Origin of the sequence: Frigoribacterium sp. 9N (genome assembly GCF_902506305.1) — a bacterium.
GTDB lineage: Bacteria > Actinomycetota > Actinomycetes > Actinomycetales > Microbacteriaceae > Frigoribacterium.
On sequence record NZ_LR733392.1, the window covers coordinates 704,834 to 719,493 of the forward strand.

Sequence of the window (14,660 nt, forward strand, 5' to 3'; positions counted from 1 at the left end):
CCTCCTGCGCTCAGGGGGTGGCGGGGTTACTGGCCGTCGCGGGGGACCTGCGAGGCGGCGTCGCGGCCGGTCACGGGGTAGGGGCCCGTCATGCCCTCACGGAGGCGGGCGGCAGCCAGGATGCGGTCGCGCTGCAGGTGCCACCCGAGCATCAACAGAGGGATGATCACGACGAGCGACATGACCGTGAACGACCCGATCGGCCAGTCGATCGCCATCAGGACGACGACCGCGGCCAGGAAGGCCAGCGTCAGGTAGCTCGTGACCGGCGCCCCCGGCAGCCGGAACGAGGGCTCCTTGGCCTTGCCCTGCTTCGCCCACTGACGCAGTCGCATCTGGCAGAGGATGATCGTGCCCCACGCCGTCAGGATGCCCAGAGACGCGATGTTCAACACGATCTCGAACGCCGTGTTCGCCCCCACGATCGCGTTCAGCACGACGCCCAGCAGGGTGATGCTCGCGGTCAAAAGGATGCCGCCGAACGGCACCCCGCCCTTCGACATCTTCGTCGTGAACTTCGGGGCCGAGCCGTTCATGCCCATCGAGTGCAATACGCGGCCGGTCGAGTACAGCCCGGCGTTCAGGCTCGACAGCGCGGCCGTCACGACCACGAAGTTCATGATCGACCCCGCGACGTCGCCCACCTCGGGGCTGCCGATGCTGCCGAAGAACGTGACGAACGGGCTCTCGCCCGCCTTGTAGGCCGTGTACGGCAGCAGGAGCGAGAGCAGCACCAGCGACCCGACGTAGAAGACCGCGATACGGATGATGACCGTGTTGATCGCGCGCGGCACGACCTTCTCGGGGTTCTGGGTCTCGCCCGACGCCGTGCCCACCAGCTCGATCGCGGCATAGGCGAAGACGACGCCCTGCACCACGATCACGGCCGGCAGCAGGCCGTTCGGCAGGATGCCCGACGACGCCACGAGGCCCCAGCCGGTGTCGACCGCGGCACCGTCGTGCGTCACGGGGAACGCCGCCGCGAGCCACACGACGCCGACCACGAGGAACACCACGAGAGCGGCGACCTTGATGATCGCGAACCAGAACTCCATCTCGCCGAAGACCTTCACGGCCAGCAGGTTGACCGAGAGCACCACGGCGAGGGCCACCAGGGCCAGCAGCCAGTCGGGTGCTGCGGTGAACGCGGACCAGTAGTGCAGGTACAGGGCGACCGCGGTGACGTCGACGATGGCCGTCATCGCCCAGTTCAGGAAGTACATCCACCCGGCCGCGTAGGCGAACTTCTCGCCGAAGAACTCGCGGGCGTACGAGACGAACGACCCCGAGGAGGGGCGGTGCAGCACCAGCTCGCCGAGGGCACGCAGGATGAAGAACGCGAAGACGCCACAGATCGCGAACACGATCGCGAGAGCCGGACCGGCCGAGGCCAGTCGACCGCCGGCACCGAGGAAGAGCCCCGTGCCGATCGCCCCGCCGATGGCGATCATCTGCAGCTGACGCGGCTTGAGCCCGTGCTGGAAACCCTCTTGCTCGTGCGAGAAGTCTTGCGGGAGGTGCGTCTCGGTGGAGGCGTCGCCGCCCCCGTTCGTGGGACTCGTCATCGGTCGACCGTAGCCCCTATCGCTTTCGCCCGCATCACCGCCGCGAGACGGGCGAACCCCCAGGAGGCGCGGTGCCGATTCACATGCGGGTAACGAATGGGTGACGATCACCAGGCCCACAGGCATGGGCGACACGCCGGGACACAGGGTGGCCGGGGTACACCCGCGGCGCCGTCGGGCCGGTTCGCAATTCGGATGGACGACGGATGTCGGCTACGGTCGTGGAGGCCCGGGAGATCGGGCCCGTCATCATCAGGACGCGCCGACCGATGGTCCGATCAGTTCGGGTTCCGGTCGTCGTACGGTCTGGTGGCGCGAGGGTCCGGTCCCATGACCGACCCGGCGGAGGACAGGTTCGCCCCGTGGTTCCACGGTGGGCTTGAGCCGACACGGTCCGCACGCGTCGTCGACCCGTTCGCCCGACCCGATCGCCGCCGACGGCGAACCGGCCCGAGCGGCCGGTGCCCCCTCGGCGCGCCTGGAGACACCTGTGACCACTACGCCTGCCGTGCGTGCCCGGAACCTGTACAAGGTGTTCGGCCGCCGACCCAAGGACGCCGTCGCCCGACTCGAGTCCGGCGCCTCCCGCTCCGAGGCCGCGGGCCTCGGCACCGCCGCCGTCATCGACGCGTCGTTCGACGTCCGGCCCGGCGAGATCTTCGTCGTGATGGGGCTCTCCGGCTCGGGCAAGTCGACCCTCATCCGCATGCTGAACGGCCTGCTCGAGCCCACGTCCGGCTCCGTCGAGATCGCGGGCTCCGCGATCTCGGACGTCCCGGCCAAGCGGCTCCGCGAGGTGCGTCGGCAGAACGTGTCGATGGTGTTCCAGCACTTTGCGCTGCTGCCGCACCGCACCGTCATCGACAACGTCGCCTACGGCCTCGAGGTGCAGGGGGTCGCGAAGGCGGCTCGTCTGGCCAAGGCTCGGGAGGTCACCGAGATCGTCGGCCTCGCGGGTTGGGAGGACGAGCTGCCGAGCCAGCTCTCGGGCGGCATGCAGCAGCGCGTCGGCCTCGCCCGCGCCCTCGCCGCCGAGACCGACATCCTGCTGATGGACGAGGCGTTCTCGGCCCTCGACCCGCTGATCCGCCGCGAGATGCAGGAGCAGCTCGTCGAGCTGCAGGCGAAGCTCGGCAAGACGATCGTCTTCATCACCCACGACCTGAACGAGGCGATGTTCCTCGGGGACCGCATCGCCGTGATGCGCGACGGCCGCATCGTGCAGATCGGCACGCCCGAGGACATCCTCACCGACCCCGCCAACGACTACGTCGCCCAATTCGTGCAGGACGTCGACCGGGCGCGGGTCCTCACGGCGGCCAGCGTCATGGAGCCCGCCCGGGCGGTCGTCCCGCTCACGGTCGGCCCCCGGGGCGCCCTGCGTTCCCTGCGCGACCTCCAGACCGCCGCCCTGTTCGTCACCGGCCGTGACCGCAAGCTCCTCGGCTGGGTGCGCGACCGGCACGTCATGCGCCAGGTCAAGGCGAACGACACCGACCTCGCCGCCATCGTCAACGCGGAGTTCTCGAAGGTCGGGCCCGAGGCCGCGCTGGTCGACCTCTTCGAGTTGGCGGTCGAGAGTCCGCTGCCGATCGCCGTCGTGGACGACGCCGACCGCCTGCTCGGCGTCATCCCGCGCGTGACCCTGCTCGCGGCGCTCGGCAACGTCGACACGACCACCTCGCCCATCCCCGTGCTCGAGCCCGTCACCCGCATCTCGGACGTCGAGCTCGACGCCACCCTCGAAGGAGCCACCCGATGAACGAGTACCTCCGCATCCCCTTCGGCTCCTGGGTCTCGGACGTCGTCGACTGGATCACCACCCACCTGGGCGGCTTCTTCGACGTCGTCCGCCTGGTCTTCACGTTCTTCTACGAGTGGGTCGCGTACTTCCTCGGCGCACCTCCCTTCTGGGCGGTCGTGATCGTGATCGCCGCCCTCGCCTTCGTCGCGAAGGGCTGGAAGTTCTCGGTCGGCACGGCCGTCGGCCTGCTGTTCATCGGAACGGTCAACCAGTGGGACAACGCGATGTCGAGCCTCGCCCTCGTGCTCGTCGCCAGCACGCTCGCCATCGCGCTGAGCATCCCGCTCGGCGTGCTCGCGGCGAAGTCGGGCGTCGCGTCGCAGATCATCCGGCCCGTGCTGGACTTCATGCAGACGACGCCCGCGTTCGTCTACCTCATCCCCGCCCTGCTCCTGTTCCGCGTCGGCGTCGTGCCCGGCATCGTCGCCACCATCGTCTTCGCCATGGCCCCCGGCGTCCGCCTGACCGAGCTCGGCATCCGCGGCGTCGACAAGGAGGTGGTCGAGGCCGGTCAGGCGTTCGGCTCGTCACCGTGGCGCATCCTGCGTCAGATCCAGCTGCCCCTCGCGAAGCCCAGCATCATGGCCGGCGTCAACCAGGTGATCATGCTCTCGCTCTCGATGGTCGTCATCGCCGGCATGGTCGGCGCGGGGGGACTGGGCGGCGACATCGTCGCGAGCCTCAACCGCATCGACGTCGGGCTGGGTGCCGAGGCCGGCATCTCGGTCGTCATCCTGGCGATCGTCCTCGACCGCATGACGGCGGCCCTCGGGTCCGACCGTCACGCCCGACGGCTGGCCCGGGCGCAGAACCGCCGGTCCGTTCCGCCGACCCCGGCTCCCGACCGCGCCGAGGCCGAGCAGCCCCTGCCCCCGGCCGACCGCCGCGAACCCGCGACGGCCTCGGCCTAGACCCCGACCACCTGCGGGACGGGAGCAGCACGTACCCACCCGACCCGCGCCTCCTGCACCACCCGAAAGGAACACATGAAGAAGCGCACCATCGCCGCATCGATCGCCCTCGGCACCACCGCCGTCCTCGGACTGGCCGCCTGCTCGCCTCCCGGCAGCGGCTCGTCGGCCGAGGGCGAGACCCTCGACAACGGCGACCAGGCCGTCGTCGACCTCGCCGTGTTCAACGGCTGGGACGAGGGCATCGCGGCCTCCTGGCTGTGGAAGACCGTCCTCGAGGACGAGGGCTACACGGTCAACCTCGAGCCGGCCGACGTGGCCCCCGTCTACAGCGGGCTCACCACCGACGACTACGACGTCGTGCTCGACACCTGGCTGCCGACCACCCACGCCTCGTACATCGAGCAGTACGGCGACGACCTGACCGATCTCGGCGCCTGGAACGACGGCGCCAAGCTCGCGGTCGCCGTGAACGAGGACGCCCCGATCGACTCGCTCGACGAGCTGGCGGCCAACGCGGACCTGTTCGGCGGCAAGATCGTCGGCATCGAGCCGGGCGCGGGCCTCACGGCCGCCGTCCAGGACGAGACCATCCCCACCTACGGCCTGAGCGACCTGCAGCTGCAGACCTCGTCGACCGCCGCCATGCTGACCGAGCTCAAGAGCGCGACCGACGCGGGCGAGAACATCGCGGTGACGCTGTGGAGCCCGCACTGGGCCTACGACGCGTTCCCCATCAAGGACCTCGCCGACCCCGAGGGCACCCTGGGCGACGCCGAGGGCATCCACTCGTTCGGTGGCAAGAGCTTCACGGCGGACTTCCCGCAGCTGACCGAGTGGCTGGAGGGCTTCGAGATGGACACCGAGACCCTGTCCTCGCTCGAGAACGCCATGTTCAACGGTGACGAGGTCGACGGCGACGACTACGCCCCCGTCGTCGAGAAGTGGATCTCCGAGAACCAGGACTACGTCGACAGCCTCACCAGCTGATCCGATCCGCCTAGGACGTCGCCCCGGCCGAGCCCCGCTCGTCCGGGGCGTCGTCGTACCGGGCGCCCGGCGGGGTGCCGGGGCGGGCCCGGATGGTGGGTGACGGAGCCGGGTGAAACCACAGCCGGACGACACCCGACGCACAGCGAACCCCGAGGTCACACCCCGGGAGGCGCGGGTAGCGTCGTCGACGGACGTCACCGAGACGTCGTCGCACCACCCGCACGAGCACCACGAGAGGCACCACCCGTGAGCACCACCGCACCGACCGACGTCCTGAGGAGAATGGCCCGCGTCATCACGCGCACCGTCTCGTCCGACCTCGTCCAGGTGTCGACCCCGGACCGCGTGCTCGGCCACGTCCGGGCCGAGCAGGGCGCCTTCGTCGCGCTCCGCGGCGCCGACCCCCGCTGGGGCGAGGTCGTCGGGCGGTACCCCTCCGAGGGGCTCGCCCTCGAGGCCCTGCGGCAGCGCAAGCGCTCGATCTGAACCGTCGCCTGGCCCGCCCGTCCGTGCGTCGCCGCCGGTAAGAGGCCCTCGGGGGCCTAGACGCCGACGCCCGCGAAGAACGACGTGAGCTGGCGCGTGATGCGCTCGCGCGCCTCCTCGTCCGAGATCGTGGCCGAACCGTCTCCGGACTGCGCGCCGTAGCTGCCGAACTGTGCGTGGTTCGACCCGTCGATCTCGACCATCGACGCGCTGCCCGGCAGCATGTCGCGGTAGGTCGCGATCTTCGCCGGGGTGCTGAGGCCGTCCTCGGACCCGCCGAGGCTGAGGACGGCCAACTCGTCGTCGTCCGAGAGGTCGGTCGTCGCGCAGTACGAGCCGAGGAGCACCAGGGCGTCCACCGACCTGTCGTCGGCGGCGTACTGACAGGCACGCACCCCGCCGAGCGAGTGACCGCCGACCGCCCACGCGTCGACCTCGGGGGCGAGGTCGGTGAAGGTCGACAGCGGGCGGGGGTCGAGGATGCCGAACCCGAGCGTGGGTCGTTCGACGACGACGGTGACGCCGGTGGCGACGAGCCCCGCGAAGGTCTGTTCGTAGGCCTGCGGGTCGACCCGGGCGCCGGCGACGAACACGAGACCCTGGCCGGTGGCGGCCGTCTCGGTCGGTCGCATCACGACCGTGTCGGGTCTGCTCGTCACCTCGACCCGTTCGTCGGCGGACACCGAGGCGAGCGAGGACGCCGTCGCCGACATCGGCGTCTTGGCCCAGACGAAGAACCCCGTGGCGGCGAGCACGACCACGGCGAACAGTCCGAGGGCCACGCCCTTGAGCACGCGCCGTCGCCGGGAGGCGTGACGCCGGGGAGGAGAAGGCGGGGCGGACTCGTGACGGGAAGCTGTGGATCGTCTCACCGTTCCATCGTCCCAGGGGCCAGCCGGGACGGAGCCGTGCGTCATGCGACAGGCTCGGGGGATGCCCTGGATACAACTCGTCATCTCGCTCGTCGCCGCCGTCGTCCTCACCTTCGTCATCTCGGCCGTCGTCGGCCTGGTCGTCGGCGTGGTCGCCAAGCGCAAGGAGTGGGCGCAGGCCTTCGTGACGCGCATGCGCCGCCCCTTCCGCGCCACGCTGCTCGTCGTGCTGCTCGTCGTCGCGCTGACCACGTCGTTCAACGCCCTGCTCCCCGCCGACTACCCGGGGGAGGGATGGGTGTCACAGGCCTTCCGCTGCGCCGTCATCGTCGTCGTCGCCTGGTTCGTGGGTGCCCTCGCGATCTTCTTCGAGGACCTCGGCCTGTCGCGCTACCGGGTCGACACCCCCGACAACCGGGTGGCGCGTCGGGTCCGCACCCAGGTGCTCATCCTCCGACGGCTGACCGTGGCCCTGATCGTGATCCTGGCCGCGGGCACCGTGCTGCTCGGGTTCCCGGGGGTCGAGGCGGTCGGTGCGAGCGTCCTCGCGAGTGCGGGGCTGGTCTCGGTCGTCGCGGGCCTCGCGGCGCAGTCGACCCTGGCGAACGTCTTCGCGGGCATCCAACTGGCCTTCAGCGACGCCATCCGCATCGAGGACGTCGTCGTGGTCGAGGGGCAGTGGGGCCTGATCGAGGAGATCACCCTGTCGTACGTCGTCGTCCACGTCTGGGACGACCGGCGTCTCGTGCTGCCGTCGACCTACTTCACGACCACGCCGTTCGAGAACTGGACGCGGCGCAACAGCGAGCTGCTCGGAGCGGTCGAGTTCGACCTGGACTGGCGGGTCGACCCGGGGGCCATGCGGAAGGAGCTCGACGTGATCCTCGCGGGGACGGACCTCTGGGACGGACGCACCAAGGTGCTCCAGGTCACCGACGCCCAGGCCGGCTACGTGCGGGTGAGGGTGCTCGTCACGGCCAAGGACGCACCGACCCTGTTCGACCTGCGCTGCCTCGTCCGAGAGGACCTGATCGCCTGGCTGCACGCGAAGAGCCCGCAGTCGATCCCGCGGACGCGGGTGCAGATGGTCGAGGCCGAACCGGCGCCGAAGGGACGGGCCCACCGGTCGACGTCGGAGGCCTCCGCCCTGTTCAGCGGCGACAACGCCGACTCCGAACGCACGGCGCTCTTCACGGCGGCCATCCCGATCCACGACGTCGCCGAGTACCAGGCCTCGCTCGGCGCCGAGGCGGAACACGACCCGCACGTCGCGGGACGACCCGGTGGCCTGCCGACCGGCCGTCCCGACGGCGACCCGGCCGGGCCGACGCCCGGCGTCGACGGGCGTCGCTGACGCGACCACACGGACGAGGAGGCGCGCCCCGCCAGAGCGGGACGCGCCTCCTCGGTGTCTCGGCGGACGTCAGTCGTCGTCGTTCGCGGCCTCGATGACGTTGCCCACGGCGATCGCGGTCGACGCCGCCCAGCTGATCGCCATGAGGGCGAGGCGCCAGTCACGAGGGCCGGCGCTCAGGCTCTTGAGGAGGCTGATGCCGGAGAAGATCGCGCTGATGATCGCGCCGTTGAAGAGGAATTTGCGCACGGTGGGGCTCCCAGGGGTCGTTTCGACCACGGTACCGCGTGACGTGGCACGAGTCCGGGTGGGGGTAGGTTGAGCTGCCCGGCGTCCCGTGCCGGTGCGTCCTGCGGTCGAAGGAGAATGCCGTGCGCACTGCCCTGCTCGGAGGCGTGTTCGTGTCGCTCGGCCTCGTGGCCGTGTTCACCGGCGTCCTGACCGGTGACGAACTGCTCGCGCTCGTCGAACGGGTCGCGCCCGTGCTCGGCTTCGTCGTCGGCCTGACGATCGTCGCGGAGCTCGCGGCGGAGGCCGGACTCTTCTCGTGGCTGGCGTCCGCCTCGGCCCGGCTGGCCGGAGGGCGGGTGCTCGTGCTGTGGCTCCTGGTCGTGGCGCTCGCGGTGCTCTGCACGGTGTTCCTCTCGCTCGACACGACGGCGGTGCTGCTCACGCCGGTGGTCGTGATCGTGGCCCGGCACGCCGGCCTGCCGCCGATGCCGTTCGCGTTGACGACGGTGTGGCTCGCGAACTGCGCCTCGATGCTGTTGCCGGTCTCGAACCTGACCAACCTGCTCGCGCTGCACGAGCTCGGATCACCGGCCCCCGTGCAGTTCGCCGCCTTGGTCGCACCCGCCGCCGTGGTGGGCGTCGTCGTCCCCGTCGTGGCCATCGGACTGCGCTACCGCCGTCAGCTGGTCGGCCGGTTCGAGGCGCCGGCGTCCGAGCCCGTGGCCGACCGCGTGCTCTTCGGCGTCGCCGCGGTCGCGACGGGGCTGCTCGTGCCGGCCCTGGTCTCGGGCGTCGAGGTCTGGATCCCCGCCGCCGTCGCGGCGCTCGTGCTCGTCGTCACCACGGCCGTCCGCCGCCGCGGCGTCCTCCGACTCGGTCTGGTGCCGTGGGGCACGCTGCTCTTCGCCGGCGGGCTGTTCCTCGTCGTCGAGGCCGCTCACTCGCTCGGCCTGGCCGACCTGCTCGGAGCCGTCGTGGGCACCGGCGACCAATTGCCCGACCTGCTGCGACTGGCGGGCGGCAGCGCGGTGGCCGCGAACGTGACCAACAACCTCCCGGCCTACCTCGCCCTCGAGCCGGTGGCCGGGTCGCCGCTGCGGCTCGTCGCCGTGCTCGTCGGGGTCAACATCGGCTGCCTCGTGACGCCGTGGGCCTCGCTCGCGACGCTGCTGTGGCACTCGCGCTTGTCGTCGATGGGCGTCGAGGTCGCGTGGGGGCGGTTCGTGCTCGCCGGCCTCGGGGTGGCGGCGGTCACCGTGCCGCTCGCGGTCGTCGCGACGGTGCTGTTCGTCTGACGGGCCGGGGCGCTCGCGGCCGACGCGGGTGCGGTCGCGAGGTGACGGCGCGCGAAGGCGAGGGTCCGCCGGAGCTGGCCGAGCCGCGCCTCCTCGTCCCCGTCGGTGTGCACCTCGGCGGCGACGGTGCCGGCCCACCCCGACCGGGCCAGGTGGGTGAGCACCTCGGCGACCGGCTGCGTGCCGCGACCCGGCACCCGGTGCTGGTCGTGCAGCCCGCCGGGGCGGGACGAGACGACGCCGTCGGTCAGGTGGACGTGGCGCAACCGCGGCCCGAGCGCCAGGGCGAGGTCGAGCGCGTCGCGCCCGGCGACGGCGGCGTGCGAGAAGTCGAGGGTGGCCGCCTCCACGTCGAGGGACGAGGGGTCGTGTCCCGGGCGGTAGGGGTCGAACCCGGCCGGACCGAACCTCACGGGGAACATGTTCTCGACGGCGAGGGTGACGCCCGTCTCGGCCGCGATCTCGCGGACGACGTCGACGAACCGCGCCGCGTAGGACCGCTGCCAGACGAACGGCGGATGGACGACGACGGTCGTGGCGCCCAGCTCGCGGGCCAGTCCGGCCGAGCGCCGCAGCTTGTCGACCTGGTCACGACCGAAGGCGAAGTGCGCGACGGGCAGGACGGGGGCGTGCACCGAGAGCACGGGCAGCCCCCACCGGGCGGTCGCCGCACGGAGCAGCTCGGGTCGTCGGGTCGCCCGGTCGGCCGTCACCATCACCTCGACCCCGTCGAAGCCGGTGAGCCGCGCGAGCCGGAAGGCCTCGTCGGTCGACAGCGGGAAGACGCAGGACGTGCTCATTCCGACCGTGATCACGCGGCCAGGCTACGACCGGGGCGTCTCGGCGGCGTCGACCCCGCGGTGAACAGTGCGGGAACGGCGGGCTACAGCCAGTCGCGGCGCTTGAACTGCCACCAGAGCAGGCCGCCGATCGCCACGATCAGCACGCACGAGGTGACGAAGCCGGCGGCGGACTGGAACCCCGGATACGGCACGTTCTGCCCGTAGAACCCGGTGATCGCCGTGGGGACCGCGATGATGGCCGCCCAGCTCGTCACCTTCTTCATGATGAGGTTCATGCGGTTGGACTGCAGGTTGAGGTTCGTGTCGAGGATGGTCGAGACGAGGTCGCGCAGGGAGTCGTTCTGCTCGGCCACGCGCAGCACGTGGTCGTAGACGTCCTGGAAGTACGGGTGCATGGCGGAGTCGACCTCCTTCAGGTCGCGGCGCAGCAGCGTGTTCAGCACCTCGCGCATCGGCGACGCGACCCGGCGCAGCTGGACGAGGCTCTTCCGCAGGGCGAACGAGCGCTTCTGCACGTCGATGGTCCGGGGCGCGGGGTCGAAGAGGTCGTCGGCGATGCCCTCGATCTCGTCGTCCAGCGCGTCCGTGGCGTCGAAGTGCCGGTCCACGACGCAGTCGAGCAGACCCCAGAGGAAGTACGAGACGCCGTGCGACGCCAGGTCGCGGTTCTGGTCGAAGGTCGCCTGCAGCCGGGTGACGTCGAACTCCGGATGGTGGATCGTCACGAGGGCGCGCTCCGTGATGAACGCCTTCACCTCGCTCGTGTCGAGCACGCCGCTGGCCCGGTCGAAGCGGACGTCGTAGAGAGCGGTGAACAGATGGTTGTCGTAACGGTCGACCTTGGGCCGCTGTCCGTCCTGCAGCGCGTCCTCGACGGCGAGCTCGTGCAGTCCGAGTTCGTCCTCGAGCGAGGCGAGGTCGTCGGTGGTCGGGTCGGTGAGGTCGATCCACACGTGACAGCCGTCCGTCTCGAGGTGGTCGCTCACCTCGTGCAGCGGGAAGTCGTGGGCGATCAGCTGGCCCCCTCGGTAGGCGCGCGTGACGATGGTCGTGTCGGGACGGGCACCGTCGTCGGCGGGGCCGCGGGGCCCCTCGGTGCGCGGGGGACGGGTGTCGGTCATGGGGCGCATGCTATTCCCGTGACCTCCTACACGAAGCAGCGTGCCGACGCCCCCGCCGGGTTCTTCGAGGCCGAGGCGGCCGGTCTCGCCTGGCTCGCCGAGGCCACGCCCCGAGGAGGCGCGCGCACGGTCGGCGTCCAGGCCGCGTCCCCGGGGCGCATCGACCTCGATCCCGTGCACGAGGTCCGTCCCACGGCGGAGGCCGCACGGGCCTTCGGTGAGGCCCTCGCGGTGACCCACGCGAGCGGCGCGGAGGCGTTCGGTGCGCCTCCTCGGGGGTGGGCGGGGCCGTGCTTCATCGGCAGCCGTCCGATGACGGTGCGACCCAAGGCGACCTGGGGGGTCTTCTACGCCGAGCAGCGGGTCCTGCCCTACGCCCGCGTCGCCGTCCGGGCGGGCGGTCTCGACCGGGCGGGCCTCGAGGTCGTCGAGCGAGCCTGCCGCCTCGTCGCCGAGGGCGCGTTCGACGACGACCTGCCCCCGGCCCGCCTCCACGGGGACCTGTGGGCCGGCAACGTCCTCTTCGACGCCGGGGGAGTCGTGCTCATCGACCCGGCCGCCCACGGCGGTCATCCCGAGACCGACCTGGCGATGCTGGCCCTGTTCGGCTGCCCGCACCTCGAGGACGTGTTGGCGGGCTACGAGGCGCGCTCGCCGCTGGGCGAGGGGTGGCGGGGTCGCGTGCCGCTGCACCAGCTCCACCCGTTGGCCGTGCACGCCGCCGGACACGGGCCGAGCTACGGGGCGTCCCTCGTGCGGGCCGCCGAGGCGACCCTGCGCCTCGTCTGACGATCGTCCGGGTGGGGTACGCCGGTCGCCAGGAGCCGTCTGGGGCACCGCTGATAATCTGGCCGTCCCGCGTCCGTGCGGGCGATGCGACAGGAGCCGACCCACCCCATGCCCGACACCCCCGAACGTTACGGCTTCGTCGTCGTCTCCAACCGCCTCCCCGTCGACCGGGTCATCGCCGACGACGGGTCGGCGTCGTGGCAGCACTCGCCCGGGGGTCTCGTCACCGCCCTCGAACCCGTCATGAAGGCCAACGACGGGGCGTGGGTGGGCTGGGCGGGCCAACCCGACCTCGAGTTCGAGCCCTTCGAGTCCGACGGCATCGAGATCGTCCCCGTGCCGCTCAGCGCCGACGAGGTGCAGCGCTACTACGAGGGCTTCAGCAACGACACGCTCTGGCCGCTCTACCACGACGTCATCGCCGCCCCGACCTACCACCGGGTCTGGTGGGAGTCCTACGTGCAGGTCAACCAGCGCTTCGCCGACCGCGCGGCCGAGATCACCGAAGAGGGCGGCACCATCTGGGTGCAGGACTACCAGCTGCAGCTCGTGCCGAAGATGCTGCGCGAGGCCCGGCCCGACGTCACCATCGGGTTCTTCAACCACATCCCGTTCCCGCCGCTCGGCATCTTCTCGCAGCTGCCCTGGCGGCAGCAGATCGTCGAGGGCCTGCTCGGTGCCGACGTCATCGGCTTCCAGCGGGCGGACGACGCGTCGAACTTCTCCCGCGCCGTCCGCCACCTGCTCGGGTACTCGACGACGCGCCCCTACATCGAGGTCCCGGTCGACGACGAGTCCGCGCCGGTCTCGCGCCGGGGCACCAAGGTCCGCCGGGTGCTGGCGAAGCACTTCCCGATCTCGATCGACGCCGCCAGCTACGAAGAGCTCGCCGCGCGCCCCGAGGTGCAGGCCAGGGCCCGCGAGATCCGGGAGGGCCTCGGCAACCCCAAGACGATCATGCTCGGCGTCGACCGTCTCGACTACACGAAGGGCATCCGGCACCGCATGAAGGCGTTCGGCGAGCTGCTTGCCGACGGTCGGCTCAGCGTCGAGGACGCCACGCTCGTGCAGGTCGCGAGCCCGAGCCGTGAGCGGGTCGAGACCTACAAGCTGCTGCGCGACGAGATCGAGCTCACCGTCGGCCGCGTGAACGGCGACTACGGCACCATGAGCCACACGGCCATCAGCTACCACCACCACGGCTACCCGCGCGAAGAGATGGTGGCGTTGTACCTCGCCGCCGACATCATGCTGGTCACGGCCCTCCGCGACGGCATGAACCTGGTCGCGAAAGAGTACGTGGCGGTGCGGCGCGACAACGACGGCGTGCTCGTGCTCAGCGAGTTCGCCGGCGCGGCCGACGAGCTCAAGAGCGCCCTGCTGATCAACCCGCACGACATCGGCGGCCTCAAGAACACCATCATGCGCGCCGTCGAGATGCCCAAGCGCGACCGCACCACCCGCATGCGGGCCCTGCGCCGTCGCGTCCTCGAGAACGACGTGGCCAAGTGGTCGGCGTCCTTCCTGCAGGCCCTCGAGAACGTACGACCCGGGCAGCAGATCACGCCCGCCCCGGCCCCGGCGACGACGGACGGTGACGTCTCGTGACCGGTTCCGACCCCCTGGCCCTGAGCGATGCGCTCGGTCGTCTCGCGACGACCCCGCGCCTCCTCGTCGCGCTCGACTTCGACGGCACCCTGGCGCCCGAGGTCGACGCGCCCCTGCGGGCCCGGGCGTTGCCCGCGGCCATGGACGCGATCATGCGCCTGTCGGCACTCGACCAGACCACCGTCGCCCTCGTGTCCGGGCGCGACCTCGCCTCGTTGATCGAGGTCAGCCAGACCCCCGACGAGGTGCTGTTGGTCGGCTCGCACGGCATCGAGGTCCGGGTCGACGGTCACGAGACCTCGTTGAGCGACGACGAGAAGGCCGGCCGTGCGCGCTTGTCCGACGCCGTCCACGGTGTGGCCGAGGGGCGTGAGGGCGTCTTCGTCGAAGAGAAACCCGCAGGCCTCGCCCTGCACACGAGGCTCGCGGACGCCGCGACCACCGAGGCCGTCCACGCGGCGGCCCGCGAGGCCGTCGAGGCGCTCGGCGGCATGCACGAGCGCGTCGGCAAGAACGTCCTCGAGTTCGCCGTCCGGGCGACCGGCAAGAACGACGGCATCGACCGGCTCCGGGAGGCCGTCCAGGCCACGGGCGTCCTCTACGCCGGGGACGACGTCACCGACGAGGACGGCTTCCGCGCACTCGGCGAGGGCGACCTGTCGATCAAGGTCGGCCCGGGCGAGACGGGGGCGATGCATCGCGTCGCCGACCCCGCCGCCGTGGCGGACCTGCTCGTCGAACTGGCCGGCCTGCGTGGGCATCTCGGTCATGCCTGACAGCGCATGCCTTGAACGGGTGTGATGGCCGGGTCTGAGCATTCCCAGGTGA

At 71.2% G+C, this 14,660-nt stretch carries 13 protein-coding genes and 1 pseudogene; 9 read left to right on the forward strand and 5 right to left on the reverse strand.

Annotated features, from left to right (window positions below; genetic code table 11):
- Nucleotides 1-26 precede the first annotated feature (26 nt).
- The gene (locus ARTHRO9V_RS06400; protein WP_123570384.1) at nucleotides 27-1,565 is read right to left on the reverse strand and encodes an amino acid permease; all 1,539 of its coding nucleotides are present in this window, start codon (nucleotides 1,563-1,565) and stop codon (nucleotides 27-29) included.
- 490 nt (nucleotides 1,566-2,055) lie between these two features.
- Between ARTHRO9V_RS06400 and ARTHRO9V_RS06405 the strand changes: the two genes are divergently transcribed.
- The 4 genes from ARTHRO9V_RS06405 to ARTHRO9V_RS06420 all read left to right on the forward strand — a co-directional run bounded on the left by ARTHRO9V_RS06405 (nucleotide 2,056) and on the right by ARTHRO9V_RS06420 (nucleotide 5,759).
- On the forward strand, nucleotides 2,056-3,327 hold the full coding sequence (locus tag ARTHRO9V_RS06405; RefSeq protein ID WP_159826203.1) for a glycine betaine/L-proline ABC transporter ATP-binding protein: 1,272 nt from the start codon (nucleotides 2,056-2,058) through the stop codon (nucleotides 3,325-3,327).
- Nucleotides 3,324-4,280, forward strand: coding sequence for a proline/glycine betaine ABC transporter permease (locus ARTHRO9V_RS06410; RefSeq protein ID WP_082460290.1), 957 nt, complete (start codon nucleotides 3,324-3,326; stop codon nucleotides 4,278-4,280). Before ARTHRO9V_RS06405 ends, ARTHRO9V_RS06410 begins: the two co-directional genes overlap by 4 nt.
- Nucleotides 4,281-4,355: 75 nt before the next feature.
- A complete protein-coding gene (locus tag ARTHRO9V_RS06415) occupies nucleotides 4,356-5,270 on the forward strand; it encodes a glycine betaine ABC transporter substrate-binding protein (RefSeq protein WP_159826205.1) in 915 nt (304 codons plus the stop codon).
- Between the two features lie 249 nt (nucleotides 5,271-5,519).
- Nucleotides 5,520-5,759 carry a hypothetical protein gene (locus ARTHRO9V_RS06420; protein ID WP_148053626.1) on the forward strand — a complete coding sequence of 80 codons (240 nt, stop codon included), beginning with the start codon at nucleotides 5,520-5,522 and terminating at the stop codon, nucleotides 5,757-5,759.
- Nucleotides 5,760-5,815: 56 nt separating this feature from the next.
- Here ARTHRO9V_RS06420 and ARTHRO9V_RS06425 read toward each other — a convergent pair whose 3' ends face one another.
- Nucleotides 5,816-6,553, reverse strand: a complete 738-nt coding sequence (locus ARTHRO9V_RS06425) for an alpha/beta hydrolase (protein WP_233568355.1) — start codon at nucleotides 6,551-6,553, stop codon at nucleotides 5,816-5,818.
- 139 nt (nucleotides 6,554-6,692) lie between these two features.
- Here ARTHRO9V_RS06425 and ARTHRO9V_RS06430 point away from each other — a divergent pair, with 139 nt between their 5' ends.
- A complete protein-coding gene (locus tag ARTHRO9V_RS06430) occupies nucleotides 6,693-7,985 on the forward strand; it encodes a mechanosensitive ion channel family protein (RefSeq protein ID WP_159826207.1) in 1,293 nt (430 codons plus the stop codon).
- Between the two features lie 69 nt (nucleotides 7,986-8,054).
- Here the strand turns inward: ARTHRO9V_RS06430 and ARTHRO9V_RS06435 are convergent, their stop codons facing one another.
- Entirely contained in the window at nucleotides 8,055-8,234 is a 180-nt protein-coding gene (locus ARTHRO9V_RS06435) for a hypothetical protein (protein WP_043593989.1), read from the reverse strand.
- 122 nt (nucleotides 8,235-8,356) lie between these two features.
- Here ARTHRO9V_RS06435 and ARTHRO9V_RS06440 point away from each other — a divergent pair, with 122 nt between their 5' ends.
- Entirely contained in the window at nucleotides 8,357-9,511 is a 1,155-nt protein-coding gene (locus ARTHRO9V_RS06440; protein WP_159826209.1) for an SLC13 family permease, read from the forward strand.
- Between the two features lie 71 nt (nucleotides 9,512-9,582).
- On the opposite strand, the pseudogene ARTHRO9V_RS06445 reads toward ARTHRO9V_RS06440, so the two are convergent.
- Nucleotides 9,583-10,311, reverse strand: a pseudogene (locus ARTHRO9V_RS06445) (sugar phosphate isomerase/epimerase family protein); the annotation flags it as partial.
- An 83-nt stretch (nucleotides 10,312-10,394) separates the two neighbouring features.
- Nucleotides 10,395-11,435, reverse strand: coding sequence for a magnesium transporter CorA family protein (locus ARTHRO9V_RS06450; protein ID WP_159826211.1), 1,041 nt, complete (start codon nucleotides 11,433-11,435; stop codon nucleotides 10,395-10,397).
- An 18-nt stretch (nucleotides 11,436-11,453) separates the two neighbouring features.
- Here ARTHRO9V_RS06450 and ARTHRO9V_RS06455 point away from each other — a divergent pair, with 18 nt between their 5' ends.
- The 3 genes from ARTHRO9V_RS06455 to otsB all read left to right on the forward strand — a co-directional run bounded on the left by ARTHRO9V_RS06455 (nucleotide 11,454) and on the right by otsB (nucleotide 14,608).
- Nucleotides 11,454-12,224: a fructosamine kinase family protein gene (locus ARTHRO9V_RS06455; RefSeq protein ID WP_123570379.1), complete on the forward strand. Its 771-nt coding sequence runs from the start codon at nucleotides 11,454-11,456 to the stop codon at nucleotides 12,222-12,224.
- Between the two features lie 108 nt (nucleotides 12,225-12,332).
- Nucleotides 12,333-13,832, forward strand: a complete 1,500-nt coding sequence (gene otsA / locus ARTHRO9V_RS06460; protein WP_159826213.1) for an alpha,alpha-trehalose-phosphate synthase (UDP-forming) — start codon at nucleotides 12,333-12,335, stop codon at nucleotides 13,830-13,832.
- Nucleotides 13,829-14,608 carry a trehalose-phosphatase gene (gene otsB / locus ARTHRO9V_RS06465; RefSeq protein ID WP_159826223.1) on the forward strand — a complete coding sequence of 260 codons (780 nt, stop codon included), beginning with the start codon at nucleotides 13,829-13,831 and terminating at the stop codon, nucleotides 14,606-14,608. The genes otsA and otsB overlap by 4 nt, the downstream gene beginning before the upstream one ends.
- Nucleotides 14,609-14,660 lie beyond the last annotated feature (52 nt).